The sequence below is a fragment of the Cryobacterium glucosi genome, from assembly GCF_004402235.1.
Classification (GTDB): Bacteria; Actinomycetota; Actinomycetes; order Actinomycetales; family Microbacteriaceae; genus Cryobacterium; species Cryobacterium glucosi.
This window is the reverse complement of record NZ_SOFS01000032.1, coordinates 1-12,915: the sequence shown is the minus strand read 5'-3', so window position 1 is coordinate 12,915 and position 12,915 is coordinate 1. Positions and strand designations below refer to the sequence as shown.

Genomic DNA, 12,915 nt, shown 5'->3' with positions numbered 1-12,915 from the left:
TTAGCTCCACCGTAGCCCTGCCGGAGGGAGAAGTCACCGCAATTTGTCAATCGGTTTCTGATGAACGATGTGTGACAGGTAGGCGTCTCCGGGTTTCCGCGAGGGCGGCCACGCCCACGACCTCTCCCCCGGCGGCGAGGATGGCGCGGCGGGCTTCGAGAACGGTGGCGCCCGTCGTCACGATGTCGTCGACGAGCAGGCAGCGCACCCCGGTCAGGGAACGAAGGGCGCGCAGCGAACCGTCCCGGTTCCTGGACCTGGCGGCACGGTCGAGCCCGACCTGGTCGGCGGTCTCCCGGCCGGTGAGGACCCGGTGCGGTGCGAGTCCGGCCCGGCGGAGCAGCAGCTCGACCGGGAGGAAACCGCGCGCCCGCCAGGCCCGTCGCGACGAGGGAATCGTGACCAGGCGGATGCCGGTCTCCGCAGCGCCGCGGGACTCCACTGGTCCGCCGGACTCCACTGCGGCGAGCGCGGCCACGACCGCGGCCAGGAGCGCAGGGGCGAGCGCGGCGGCGGCATCCGTTCGCCCTCCGTCCTTGAAACTCGCGATCACGCGTCGCGGAACGCCGGCATAGTCGAGCCCCGCCCAGACCCGCAGGCCGCCGCGCTCGGTCACGCGCACGGCAGGCACCAGGAGGGCGCGGCAGGCCGCGCAGAGGGCGCGGTCCGGCGCCCCGCAACCGCTGCACGCCGTGGGCAGGAGAACGGCCCACGCGTCCAGGACGGCCCGCCACGCCTCCCGTGCCGTTCGTGCCGTTCGTGCCGTTCGTGCCGCGCCGGTCCCGGTCATGCCGCCAGACTGCCCGACCTGACGCGAGCGCATGATCGCGAGCGCACGGCGGTGCGCGCGCGGCCGTGCGCCGGCGCTGTGGAGGACAGGCCCGCGCCTACCCGCCGATTCCCTGCTGGGTGGCCACGAGAGTCACGTCGTCGATGCGCTCCTGCCAGCCGACTCCGCGCTGCATCATCAGGCCGCCCGTTGTGGCGAGTGCGCGCACGTCCCTCAGGGTGTTGCTTCCCGTGATCGTCGCACTGCCCGGCGCTGACTCGATGCTGGAACTGACGCCGCCGAGCTGCTGGGTCACGATGCGGTCCTCTCCGGTCGGGAGCGCGACGAGGTAGGCGACCGTGAGCTCGTCGATCCAGGTGGCGTCGAGGGGGATGCCCGTGACGGACTGGAGCTGGACTTCGTCTCCGAGGGCGACAGGGACGGACTTGTCCCGCTTGATCGAGACGACCACGAAGCGGGTCTCCGTTCCAGAGGTGAGCAGCGCGATCAGCCGGGTACCGTCCCGGGACACCCGCAACGCCACGATTCCGGAGGCCTCCGGCCAGGAGGTCGGCACGGCCGTCGCATCCCCGTTCGGGCTGTAGACGAACAGCTCACCGGGACGGTTCGAGGGCACGGACCAGACGTAGCCGAAGTTGTCTACGGCCGGCGCGATGAGGCCGGGCCGCGGATCGAGCAGCTTCGCGACCTCGCCGACCCGGACGGAGGAGACCCCTGTCGCGGCCCGCGCCGCCGCGACGGTCTGCCCCGGTGAGAGGGTGACCGCCGTCGGGCCGAGCGCGACGACCTGGTCGGAGAGCCCGGGGATCGGGGTGACCGTCTTCCCTGCTGCGGACAGGAACCCGAAGGCGCCCTGGCGGAGTACGAGCGCCCGGGCGTCCACCCGCGGGTTGACGATCGGGGCGTTGGCGCCGAGGTCCCCGATGTCCTGGGAGTTCTGGTTGATCGAGATCGTGACGGTGATGCCCGTGGGGAGGCTGTTCGTGAGCTGCGCCCGCATCCGCTGCAGGGTGACCCTGTCTGCGTTCAGGGCTTCGCCGTTGAGGTCGACCTTCGCGTCGCGCGAGACGACCTGCACGGCATCCGCGGTGAGCTTGGTTCCATCGGGGAACGCGCTGACAACCGCCCCGCCCAGCCACGGGCTCGGCCCGTGCAGCACTCCGTTGACGATCTTGGTCAGGGTGGCGCCCCCGCGCGGGAACCAGCGCAGGTCTGGCACCAGGAACGCGAAGCTCGAATCGAAGAAGTAGAGCGCCTGGGAGCTGAACACGTCACTGAACGTGGTCTGGTCGACGACGGTGCCGTTCGGCGCAGCGCTGATCCGCCACTGGTCACCGACCTTCTGGAACTGGTAGCGCAGCACGACGGGCGAGGGAGACTCGACCTCGTGGTATTCACCGATCCCGTCGACGTCGGCGATGGGATTCACCGAGAACTGCATGGTCTGGCCGTCGACGGGGATGATGGTGCGCGCCGTCCCGTCGTCGACCGTCACCCCGGCATCCGCCGCCCAGGCGCCGCTGAAACCGGGGGCGAGGAATTCGCGGGCGATCGCGTAGTCGTTCTCCGGGCTGGTCTGGGCGTCGATGAAACCCCGCAGGATGCTTTCCTGGCTGGCATCGGCCTGCGGGTGCGACGGCAGGAAGACGGGTGCGGGGTTGTCCCCGGCTGCGACCGCCTGCCCGGTGCGCACGCTGCCGCTCCGGGGAATCCCCGAGCATCCGCTGAGCAGGACCGCGAGCACGAGGAGGGCTGCCAGCGTGCCCCCTGCGCGCCAGGGTCCGCCTCCACGGGTTTCCCGGGTCGCATGGATTGCACGGCGGATGCCGTCGCTCCGGTCAGTCATGGATCGCTCCCTCACCGTGTTGGGCGCCCTTGACCCCGGCCCGGCCGACCTCGCCGACCGTGAGGCGCGGCAGGGTTCCGTCGGACCCGGCGTCCTCCGGCGGCAGCGGGCTCGGCGAGCTCGTGATCTCGCCGCGCGCGGTCCGGGGCAGGGTCAGCCGGAAGCACGAGCCCTTCCCGGGGCTCGACCAGACCTGGAGCCAGCCGCGGTGCACGGTCGCGTCCTCGAGTGAGATCGAGAGGCCGAGGCCCGTGCCGCCGATGGTGCGCTTGCGGGAGGGGTCTGCCCGCCAGAACCGGTCGAAGACGTGGTTGACGTCGACCTGGCTCATGCCGAGGCCGTAGTCGCGCACCGAGAGGGCAACGGCGGACTCGTTGCTGTCGACCGAGACGATGACGGGCTTGCCCTCGCCGTGCTCGATCGCGTTGCCGATCAGGTTGTGCATGATCCGGCGGATGCGACGGGGATCGACCTCCGCGTCGAGGTGTCCTCCCGGGGCGACGAGGTTGAGCCGGGTGCCCTTGGATTCGGCGAGCGACCGCAGGCCCTCGACGGCATCTGCGGCGAGGTGCACGAGGTTCGTCGGCTCGGCCTCGAGTTCGACCGACCCGGCGTCGTACTTGCTGATCTCGAGCAGGTCCGCGAGCAGGAGTTCGAATCGCTCGACCTGGGTGTGCAGGAGTTCCGCAGTACGACCCGTCGCAGGGGGGAAGGCGGCCCGCTGATCGTAGAGCATGTCGCCGGCCAGCCGGATCGTCGTCAGCGGGGTGCGCAGCTCGTGCGACACGTCGGAGACGAAGCGCTGCTGCACCTCGGAGAGGTCGGCGAGCTCCTTGATCTGGCTCTGCAGGCTGTCCGCCATCCCATTGAACGACCGGGCGAGGGTCGTGATGACGTCGTCGCCCTTGACGGGCAGCCGCACACCGAGGTCCCCGGAGGCCAGCCGCTGGCTGGTCTCGGCCGCGACCCGGATCGGCGTCACCACGAAGCGCACCACGATCCAGGTCACCGCACCGATCAGGATGATGAGCAGGAGCCCGGCGATGCCGAGGGTTCGCTGCACGAACTGCAGTGTCGTTTCCGCCTCGCCGAGGTTGTAGCCGATGTAGAGCTCGTACCGGCCGGCGACGGGGACGGTGATCTGCGAACCGACGACGATCCCGGCGACCTGGCCGTCGTCATCCGTCGCCAGGGCCACCGACTGCCAGAACTGGGTGCCCGGCGAGCCCTGGACGGCGGTGCGCAGCTCGGGCGAGATGACCTCGGTCGAGTCGCCGAATGTCGAGAAGTCCTGGGGCACGGACGTCGACGGGTCCTGACCGGGAACCCGGAACACGGCGACAAGCCGGCTCGAGGACGCCGCGGAAATGGCGCTCCGCGCCGAGGCAAGCAGGCTCTGCACCTGGACCCGGTCGGCCGCGTCCGAGGAATCCAGGATCCCCTGGGCCGCGCTCGTCGCCCGGTTCGAGTCGAGCTCGACCTGGCTGAGCCGGGACTGGAAGAGATCGTTGCCGACGCTCACCGAGACATACACGCCGACCATGACGATGGCGATGCCGGACAGCACGACCGTGATGGTCACGGTGCGGAACTGCAGGGAGGACCGCCAGGTGCGAAGCAGGCGGGCACGCCAGGATCTCCAGTCGCGCCAGTCCCGCCACCCCCTGCGCCATGTTCGGGCAAACCCGGTCGGTTCGGCCATGCGGAGCCTAGATGGCCGCGCCGGCCCGGTACCCGACACCGCGGACCGTCATCACGATGCGGGGGTTGTCCGGATCGTCCTCGACCTTGGCGCGGAGGCGTTGCACGTGCACGTTCACGAGCCGGGTGTCGGCCTTGTAGTGGTAGCCCCACACCTGCTCGAGCAGCATCTCCCGGGTGAACACCTGCTGGGGACGGGACGCGAGGGTGAGGAGGAGGTCGAATTCGAGTGGGGTCAGGCCGATCTGCCGGTCGCCGCGGCGCACCTCGTGCCCGGCGGCGTCGACGGTGAGGTCGCCGATCGAGAGGTTCGCGGGAGAATCCGTTGACACCGGCCGCAGCCGCGTGCGGATCCTGGCGACGAGTTCCTTCGGGTTGAACGGTTTGACCATGTAGTCGTCCGCGCCGGATTCGAGGCCCTTGACCACATCCGTCGTATCGGTGCGAGCGGTGAGCATGATGATGGGCGTTCCCGATTCGGCGCGGATCAGGGTGCACACCTCGATGCCGTCGAGGCCGGGCAGCATCAGGTCGAGCAGAACCAGATCGGGTTTGATCGTCCGGAATGCGTCGAGCGCGAGTGAGCCGTCTTCGCAGAAGTGCGGGTCGAAACCTTCACCCTGCAAGACAATGCCGATCATTTCCGCCAGCGCGGTGTCGTCGTCGACGACCAAAATGCGTGCGTTCATCCAACCGTTTTCTGCTTAGGTTACCGGAGGGAATACTCCCGGTGAGTCATGCAATCACTGACACCAGAGTAGTCGAGGGGGGCTGGCATTGCCCGTCGCGCCCGTTTCGATGCCGAGTATGCCAGCATAGGTCTCGTGACGGACCCGCAGAACTGGCACGCACCGACAGGTGACGCGTACGATCGACCGCGCTACGGCGAATACGCGCCGCCGCCGGCGTCCGGTGCACCCCAGGCCTGGGGTCCTCCTCCCGCGTGGACCCCGCCGCCGCGCCCCGGCCTCCTCCCGTTGCGGCCGCTCGGTTTCGGCTCCCTGCTCTGGGCGCCCTTCCAGGTGCTGCGGCGCAATCCCAAGGCCACGTTCGGAAGCGCACTCCTCGTGCAGGGCGCGATCCTCCTGGTCACCCTGCTGATCGTCGGCCCGGTGACGGTGCTCGCCCTCGGCAGGGTCGACAGCGCCCCGCTCGCGGACAGGGACGCGGTCCAGGCCGGCGCCAACCTCACCATCGTGTTGTCGGCGATCGTGCCGATCCTCCTCTCCGTGATCGCCTCCGCGATGCTCCAGGGCGTCATCGTCGTCGAGGTCTCCCGTGCCATGCTCGGCCAGAAGCTCCGGCTCGGCCAGCTCTGGCGGGCGGCCGGCCGACGCCTCTGGCCGCTCGCACTCTGGTCCGCGATCCTCAGCGGAGCCCTTCTCCTCGGCCTGGCCATCGTCGCGGGGGTCGTCGTCGTGTTCGTGTTGCTCGGAGGAGCCGGCGTCGTCTTCGGGATCGTCTTCGGCATCCTCGGCGCACTCGGCATCCTCGCGCTCTCGGCCTGGCTGGCCACGAAGACGTCCCTCGTCCCGAGCCTGATCGTGCTCGAACGCCTCGGCATCGGGGCGGCCATCGCCCGATCGTGGTCGCTCACGAGGGGCTATTTCTGGCGCACGCTCGGAGTGCAGTTCCTTGTCGCCGCGATTGTGAACATCGTCTCGCAGATCGTCTCGACACCGCTGTCGCTGCTCGGCGGCGTCGCGGTCTCCCTCATCGACCCGACCGGCGCCATCGACTCCTGGATCCCCGTGATCGTGCTGTACGTGCTGACCATTCTCCTGAGCCTCGTACTCGGGGCCGTCGCCGCGGTGGTCCAGTCCGGCACGACAGCGCTGATCTACATCGACCTGCGGATGCGCAAGGAAGGCCTCGACCTCGACCTGCAGCGCTTCGTCGAGTCTTCCCCCGGCAACGACGCTGCCGACCCGTACCTGGTCCCTGCCGGGCGGATGCCGGCGGCCCCGCAGTCATGACCGGTGCGGGGGGCGCGTGGTCTGGTCCGTTCCTGGGGGGCATCCCTGTCGATCCCGATGCCCCGACGGCCACGGCCTGGTTGCGGGACGAGCTCGCCAAGCCGCCGTACCAGGCCGCGCGGCCGACCTGGTTCGACCTGGTCAGCAAGGCCTTATTTGACTGGTTCGCTTCACTGGGCGTGCCGTCTGGCGCGGGCCTCGGACCCTGGGTCCCGCTCGTCGTGACGCTTGTCGTCGTCGCCGTCGTCGTGGTCGCCGTGCTCGTCTTCGGGTTGCCTCGGTGGAACAGGCGCAGCGCCCTGCAGCACGAGATGTTCGGCAGGAACGACGCCCGGTCCTCAGACGAGTTGCGCCGGGCGGCGCTGTCGGCAGCATCGCACAAGGACTGGAACCTCGCGATCAGCGAGATGTTCCGGGCCCTGGCACGGTCGCTCATCGAACGCACGGTGCTCTTCATCACGCCCGGCACGACCGCGCACAACTTCGCCGACCGGGCGGCAACGGCGTTCCCGGAGGAGCGGGTCAGCCTCCGGACGGCGGCTGACCTCTTCGACGGCGTGCGCTACCTCAACGCCGAGGGCACCGAGTCCGGCTTCCTGTCCCTCGCCGCGCTCGAAAGCGCCCTGCGCACGCGGACGCCGACGACCCGCGAAGACCCGGCCCCGACGGCAATGCGGTGACCACTCTCGCGGGCGCCGATGCCGTAGCGACGACCCCGACCCTGCGCGCCGCCGCACGGCGCTCGCGGTTCTGGGTGCTCGCCGGCGTCGGCGCCCTGCTCGTCGCCATCGCGGCGACGCTGCTCGCGGGCGCCGGTTCAAGCGGAGGGACCCCGCTCGCCGCCGACAACGCCGCACCGGCGGGCGCCCGCGCCCTCGTCGAGGTGCTGCGCCAGCAGGGGGTGCGCGTCACGACAGCGGACTCCCTGGACGAGGCTCGCACGATCGCCGCGGCGAGCACGGATCCGACCCTGTTCTTCAGTGACCCGAACGGCTATCTGACGAACGACCGGATCTCGGCCATGGCGGCCCTCGCACCCCGGACCGTCGTGGTCTCCCCCGATTTCCTCCTGCTGCAGACGCTGACCCCCGCAGTCGGCTTCGGCGGGGTCGCCGACAGCCTGGACGGCCCTGGCGATCGCTGCGACCTGCCCGCTGCGATCAGGGCAGGCGGCGTCGCCCCCGGCGGGAAGACGCTCAGCCTCCCCGCCGACTCCGCGGAAATCGGTTGTTTCCCGTCCGGTCGGAACTCATTCGCCGTCGTCGGCGCGACCCTGCCGTCCACAGAGCTGACCCTCGTCGCCGATGGCGCCATCTTCAGCAACGACGAGATCACGGCATCCGGTCACGCGGCGCTCGCACTCGGGCTGCTCGGGCCGAGCGCCGACCTGATCTGGTACCTGCCGACCCTGACGGATGTCGCGGTCACCGGCCCGCCGAGCCTCGGCGAGTTGACGCCGGGCTGGGTCACGCCCTCGATCCTGCTGCTCGCGGTCGTCTTCCTCGCCGCGGCCGTGTGGCAGGGCAGGCGACTCGGACCGCTCGTCGCCGAGAACCTGCCGGTGACCGTACGCGCGAGCGAGACGATGGAAGGCAGGGCCCGCCTCTATGCCCGCAGCAACGCGCGCCTCCGCGCCCTCGACTCCCTGCGGGTCGCCACCGTGCAGCGCCTCGCGACCCGGGTCGGGCTGTCCAGGCTCGCGAGCCTCGACGACGTCGTGCTCGCGGTGTCCGCACTGACCGGTCGGGCACCGGCCGAGGTGCGCTTCGTCCTCGTCGACGGAGTCCCGGCGACGGACCGCGACCTCATTGCCCAGTCCGACCTCCTCCAGGACCTGGAGCGAGCCGTGATCGCCGCGAGCGGCCTGCCCGCTGATCCGCCGGCATCCGCCCCACCCACCGCAACCACCCCCGGAAGAATGGACCCATGAGCACACCGACCGATACCATCGTTTCCCTTCGGGAATCGCTCGCGCAGGTTCGCACCGAGGTCGGCAAGGCCGTCGTCGGCCAGGACGGCGCAGTGACGGGACTCATCATCGCCCTGCTCGCGCGCGGCCACGTGCTGCTCGAGGGCGTGCCCGGTGTCGCCAAGACCCTCCTGGTGCGCTCGCTCAGCCACGCGCTCAGCCTCGAGACGAAACGGGTTCAGTTCACGCCCGACCTGATGCCGGGCGACGTCACAGGGTCGCTCATCTACGACGCGCGGGCCGGCGAGTTCGAGTTCCGGAAGGGCCCGGTGTTCACGAACATCCTGCTCGCGGACGAGATCAACCGGACACCGCCGAAGACCCAGTCCGCACTGCTCGAGGCGATGGAGGAACGCCAGGTCAGCGTCGACGGCCGGACGATTCCGTTGCCGGACCCGTTCATCGTCGCCGCGACCATGAATCCGATCGAATACGAGGGCACGTACTCGCTGCCCGAGGCGCAGCTCGACCGGTTCCTGCTCAAGCTCGTGCTCGACGTGCCGGAACGCGACGCGGAGTTCGAGGTGCTCCGCCGCCACGCCGCCGGTTTCAACCCCCGCGACCTCACCGCGGCCGGGGTCACTCCCGTGCTCGGCGCCGAGCAGCTCACCGCCGCGCAGGCCGCCGTCATGGAGGTCGGCTCGAGCGCGGACGTGCTCGCATACATCGTGGATCTCGCGCGCGCGACCCGGCGCAGCCCCTCGGTCAAGCTCGGCGTGAGCCCCCGCGGGACGACGGCGCTTCTCGCGGCGACGAAAGCCTGGGCGTGGCTCAGCGGCTACGACTCGATCACTCCCGACCACGTCCAGGCGATGGTCCTCCCGGTCTGGCGGCACCGGATCCAGCTCCAGCCGGAAGCCGAGCTCGAGGGCGTGTCCGTGGACGCCATCCTGCGCAGCGTGCTCCAGCAGGTCCAGGTTCCGATCTAAGGTGACGGTCTCCGGTCGGTTCACACTGCTCATCGCCCTCGGCGTCGTGCCGATTGTGCTGCTCGGACGCAGCCAGGCGGCCGCGGGCGGCATCCTCGCCCTGTGGCTGCTGCTTTCGGTCGGGCTCGGCCTGCTCGACCTCGCGCTGGCCGGCTCGCCCAGAGCCGTGCGCCTCGAACGCAGGCTGCCGGCCAGGGTGCGCCTCGGCGAAACCGTGACGAGCCTGCTGTACGTCACCAATTCCGGCTCCCGTCGCCTCCGCGCCCTCGTGCGGGATGCCTGGCAACCGTCGGCCGGCGCAGGCAACAACCGCACCCCTCTGTCCGTCCCGACAGGGGAACGCCGGCTCGTGTCCCTCCCGCTGACTCCGTTCCGGAGGGGAGAACGACGGGTGGACCGGGTCACGATCCGCTCGTACGGGCCGCTCGGCCTGTGGGCGCGCCAGGCCACGCTCGAGGCGCCCGGGCGCATCCGTGTCCTGCCGCCCTTCAACGCCCGGAAGCACCTGCCCTCGCGCATCACCCGGCTCAAGGAACTCGACGGGCGCACGAGCGTGCTCGTGCGCGGACAGGGCACCGAGTTCGACTCGCTGCGGGAGTATGTGCGCGGCGACGACGTGCGCTCGATCGACTGGCGGGCTACGGCGCGGCACAACGACGTGGTCGTGCGCACCTGGCGACCGGAGCGCGACCGGCGGGTGGTCATCGTGATCGACACCGGACGCACCTCCGCCGCGCGGATCGACAACGAGACGAGGCTCGACACCGCGTTCGAGGCGGCGCTGCTGCTCGCCGCGCTCGCGTCGAAGGCCGGAGACCGTGTCGACATGGTCGCCTTCGACCGGCGGGTGCGCGGCCGGGTGCAGGGCGCGCAGGGCGCAGAACTGCTGTCGCGGATGGTCGACACCCTTGCGGTGATCGACCCCGAACTCCTCGAAATGGACTGGGCCGGAGTGCCGGCCCAGGTGCGCGCGATCACGAGCCAGCGCGCCCTCGTCGTGCTGCTGACCTCGATCGATGCCGCGGGGGCGTCGACCGGACTGCTCGCGGTACTGCCCCAGCTGACCCGCCGCCACACCGTCGTCGTCGCGTCGGTCACCGACCCGACGACCGTGCAGGCGACCCACGAACGCGCCGACCGGGAGCAGGTCTACCGCGCCGCCGCTGCCGAACGGGCGCTGCTCGACGTCGCCAGGGTCGCCGCGGCGATCCGCCAGCAGGGTGCCGACGTCGTCACCGGTCCGCCAGCGGACCTGCCGCCCCGCCTCGCCGACCACTACCTCGCCCTGAAGCTCGCCGGCCGACTGTAGCCCGCTCGCGGCCCTCAGGACGCGTAGATGCGGGTGCTGCCGGCCTCGAACTCACCGATGTCGCCGGTCTCGCCGGAACGTGCGGCCCGTCGGCCGAGCACGAGCATGTACGTCAGGAACGCACACAGCGCGGCGAAGCCGATGCCGATCTTGACCGGCCACGGCCACGGCGCCGGGGTCACGAAGCCTTCGATCACGCCGGAGACGAGGAGGACGAAGACGAGGCCGATCGCAACCGTCGCGAGGGCTCGCGAGTCCGCCGCGAGAGCCTGCCCGCGGGTACGCCCACCGGGGGCGATCCAGGACCAGAAGATGCGAAGCCCCGCGGCGGCAGCGACGAAGATCGCGGTGAGCTCCAGCATCCCGTGCGGCGCGATGTAGAGGAAGAAGACGTCGCCCTTGCCGTATGCGAACATCACCGCGGCTGTCGTGCCGATGTTCTGGGCATTCGAGAGCACGATGTACGGCACGTAGAGGCCGAGGATACCGAAGGCGACGCACTGCGCGGCGATCCAGGCGTTGTTCGTCCAGACCTGGCCGGTGAACGACGCGGCGGGGTTGGCGGAGTAGTAGTCGACGAATTCAGAGTTCACGAGTTGCTGGAGCTGGGCGTCGGAGCCGAGGTTGGCGAGCACCCGGGGGTCGCCGGTGATCCAGACGGCATAGAGCACCGCGACCGCGACCGTCACGACCGCGACGCACAGCGTGAGCCAGCGCAGGCGGTAGAGCGCGGCGGGCAGTTGAAGGACGAAGAACCGAGGCACCTGGGACACGAGGTTCGCGCCGGCTCCGGTGAAGCGCAGCCGGGCGCGGGACAACGCGACGGAGAGCCGGTCGCCCGGGATCGTGGAGCCGGCCGTGCTCTTGATTGCGGACAGCTGGGTCGCGCCGGACTGGTACAGGCCGATCAGTTCGTCGGACTGCGCGCCGGAGAGCCGCCGCTCCCTGCCGAGCTCGGCGAGGCGGTCCCACTGGGCGCGGTGCGCCGTTGAATATGCGTCGAGGTCCATCTGCTCTAATAGTAGACATGGCACACCCCGGAAACGCGGCGGATCAGGGAGAAAGTTCTCCCTATGAGTACGAACTCGTCACTGGCGAGGCGGTCGCGCTTGATGTGCGGCCGGCGAGTTTCATCCTGCGCGCGGCCGGCGCCATCATCGACTGGCTCGCCTATCTCGGTTTCTTCGTGGGACTCGCCTTCGCGGTCGACTTCGTCATGGGCGACGCCCTGGATCCAGCGCTCGCACAGACGCTGGCGATTTCAGGGCTCGCGTTCTCGATCCTCGTCCTCCCGACTGTCGTGGAGACCGTGACCGGAGGACGCTCGCTCGGCAAGCTCGCGATCGGCGCCCGCATCGTGCGTGACGACGGCGGGTCCATTCAGCTGCGGCACGCCTTCACCCGCGCCCTCAGCGGGATCTTCGAGATCTACCTCACCTTCGGCGGCCTGGCCGCCACGACGGCTCTGCTGAACGGCAAGTCCAAGCGCCTCGGCGACCTGATGGCCGGCACGTACAGCCAGTATGAACGGGTGGCCCGGTTCGACGAGCCGGTCCTCGGGCTTCCGCAAGAGCTCACCACCTGGTCGTACACCGTCGATGTCGTGCGGCTGCCTGACCGGCTCTCGCGCCGCATCGCCCAGTTCCTCCGCCAGTCCGGACGCCTGACCCCGGAGACACGCGTGCGCGTGGCAAGTGACCTCGCGGCGGAAGCGGCGCCCTTCGTCTCCCCGGTTCCCGCCGTCTCCCCCGAGGAGTTCCTCGCCGGCGTCGCCGCCGTGCGCCGCAGCCGCGAGTACGCGGCACTCCTCCTGGAACGAGAACGCCTCGAGCGCCTCCGCCCGGTGCTCACGCGCCTCCCCCACGATTTCCCCAACCGCTGAGCGGATGCTGCGCCGCCCCGCTACGGGTTGCGCGCCGGTTGCGCCGTTACGCGCCCGGCGTGTCCGGGGCGTAGCGGCGCTGGTGTCGCGCGGGGCCAGTGCAGGGCGGGCCGGCTGGCTGGCTGGCTGGTGGTTGCGGTGTGCGGNGGCTGGCTGGCTGGCTGGTGGTTGCGGTGTGCGGGTTAAAGCAGAAAAGCCACCCCGTGGGGTGGCTTTTCTGGTGTTTCTAAGTTAAGTCCGGCGGTGTCCTACTCTCCCACAGGGTCCCCCCTGCAGTACCATCGGCGCTGAGAGTCTTAGCTTCCGGGTTCGGAATGTGACCGGGCGTTTCCCTCTCGCTATAGCCGCCGAAACATCTTTCGATGAATCGATTCTATATTTTTCAGTTATAGACCCCGGGTGTTATGCCGGGGTTGTTCTCGACCGTACGTCGAGAACCACATAGTGGACGCTTGCAGCTAATTCAAACTGGTGTGTTATCAAATTATTGGCTTATTAGTACCGGTCAGCTCC

Annotated in this window: 11 protein-coding genes and 1 rRNA gene; 6 read left to right on the top strand and 6 right to left on the bottom strand. The window is 69.9% G+C overall.

The annotated features are described in order from the left end of the window. Window positions 1-46: 46 nt before the first annotated feature. The 4 genes from E3O46_RS13805 to mtrA all read right to left on the bottom strand — a co-directional run bounded on the left by E3O46_RS13805 (window position 47) and on the right by mtrA (window position 5,026). Window positions 47-790 (bottom strand): ComF family protein, encoded by a 744-nt coding sequence (locus E3O46_RS13805; protein ID WP_166791083.1) that lies wholly within the window; start codon window positions 788-790, stop codon window positions 47-49. Window positions 791-887: 97 nt separating this feature from the next. Further along, window positions 888-2,636, bottom strand: a complete 1,749-nt coding sequence (locus tag E3O46_RS13800; protein WP_134561904.1) for an LpqB family beta-propeller domain-containing protein — start codon at window positions 2,634-2,636, stop codon at window positions 888-890. Beyond that, window positions 2,629-4,338 carry an MtrAB system histidine kinase MtrB gene (mtrB, locus tag E3O46_RS13795; RefSeq protein WP_134449753.1) on the bottom strand — a complete coding sequence of 570 codons (1,710 nt, stop codon included), beginning with the start codon at window positions 4,336-4,338 and terminating at the stop codon, window positions 2,629-2,631. Before mtrB ends, E3O46_RS13800 begins: the two co-directional genes overlap by 8 nt. A 7-nt stretch (window positions 4,339-4,345) precedes the next feature. Beyond that, window positions 4,346-5,026: an MtrAB system response regulator MtrA gene (gene mtrA, locus E3O46_RS13790; protein WP_134449752.1), complete on the bottom strand. Its 681-nt coding sequence runs from the start codon at window positions 5,024-5,026 to the stop codon at window positions 4,346-4,348. A gap of 135 nt (window positions 5,027-5,161) precedes the next feature. On the opposite strand from mtrA, the gene E3O46_RS13785 reads away from it, so the two are divergent. From E3O46_RS13785 to E3O46_RS13765, 5 genes are read left to right on the top strand one after another with little or no spacing between them, the layout of a single operon-like run. Then, window positions 5,162-6,313: a DUF7847 domain-containing protein gene (locus E3O46_RS13785; protein WP_134449751.1), complete on the top strand. Its 1,152-nt coding sequence runs from the start codon at window positions 5,162-5,164 to the stop codon at window positions 6,311-6,313. Then, window positions 6,310-6,993 (top strand): DUF4129 domain-containing protein, encoded by a 684-nt coding sequence (locus tag E3O46_RS13780; protein ID WP_134561903.1) that lies wholly within the window; start codon window positions 6,310-6,312, stop codon window positions 6,991-6,993. Before E3O46_RS13785 ends, E3O46_RS13780 begins: the two co-directional genes overlap by 4 nt. Beyond that, window positions 6,990-8,243, top strand: coding sequence for a DUF4350 domain-containing protein (locus E3O46_RS13775; RefSeq protein ID WP_134561902.1), 1,254 nt, complete (start codon window positions 6,990-6,992; stop codon window positions 8,241-8,243). The genes E3O46_RS13780 and E3O46_RS13775 overlap by 4 nt, the downstream gene beginning before the upstream one ends. Beyond that, window positions 8,240-9,211 carry an AAA family ATPase gene (locus E3O46_RS13770; protein WP_134561901.1) on the top strand — a complete coding sequence of 324 codons (972 nt, stop codon included), beginning with the start codon at window positions 8,240-8,242 and terminating at the stop codon, window positions 9,209-9,211. The genes E3O46_RS13775 and E3O46_RS13770 overlap by 4 nt, the downstream gene beginning before the upstream one ends. A 1-nt stretch (window position 9,212) precedes the next feature. Beyond that, window positions 9,213-10,520 (top strand): DUF58 domain-containing protein, encoded by a 1,308-nt coding sequence (locus E3O46_RS13765; protein WP_134561900.1) that lies wholly within the window; start codon window positions 9,213-9,215, stop codon window positions 10,518-10,520. A gap of 14 nt (window positions 10,521-10,534) precedes the next feature. Here the strand turns inward: E3O46_RS13765 and E3O46_RS13760 are convergent, their stop codons facing one another. Further along, window positions 10,535-11,530 carry a stage II sporulation protein M gene (locus E3O46_RS13760; RefSeq protein ID WP_134560564.1) on the bottom strand — a complete coding sequence of 332 codons (996 nt, stop codon included), beginning with the start codon at window positions 11,528-11,530 and terminating at the stop codon, window positions 10,535-10,537. 17 nt (window positions 11,531-11,547) lie between these two features. On the opposite strand from E3O46_RS13760, the gene E3O46_RS13755 reads away from it, so the two are divergent. Beyond that, entirely contained in the window at window positions 11,548-12,402 is an 855-nt protein-coding gene (locus E3O46_RS13755; RefSeq protein WP_134449745.1) for an RDD family protein, read from the top strand. 235 nt (window positions 12,403-12,637) lie between these two features. Here E3O46_RS13755 and rrf read toward each other — a convergent pair. Beyond that, window positions 12,638-12,754: ribosomal RNA gene (rrf, locus tag E3O46_RS13750) — 5S ribosomal RNA — on the bottom strand. Window positions 12,755-12,915 lie beyond the last annotated feature (161 nt).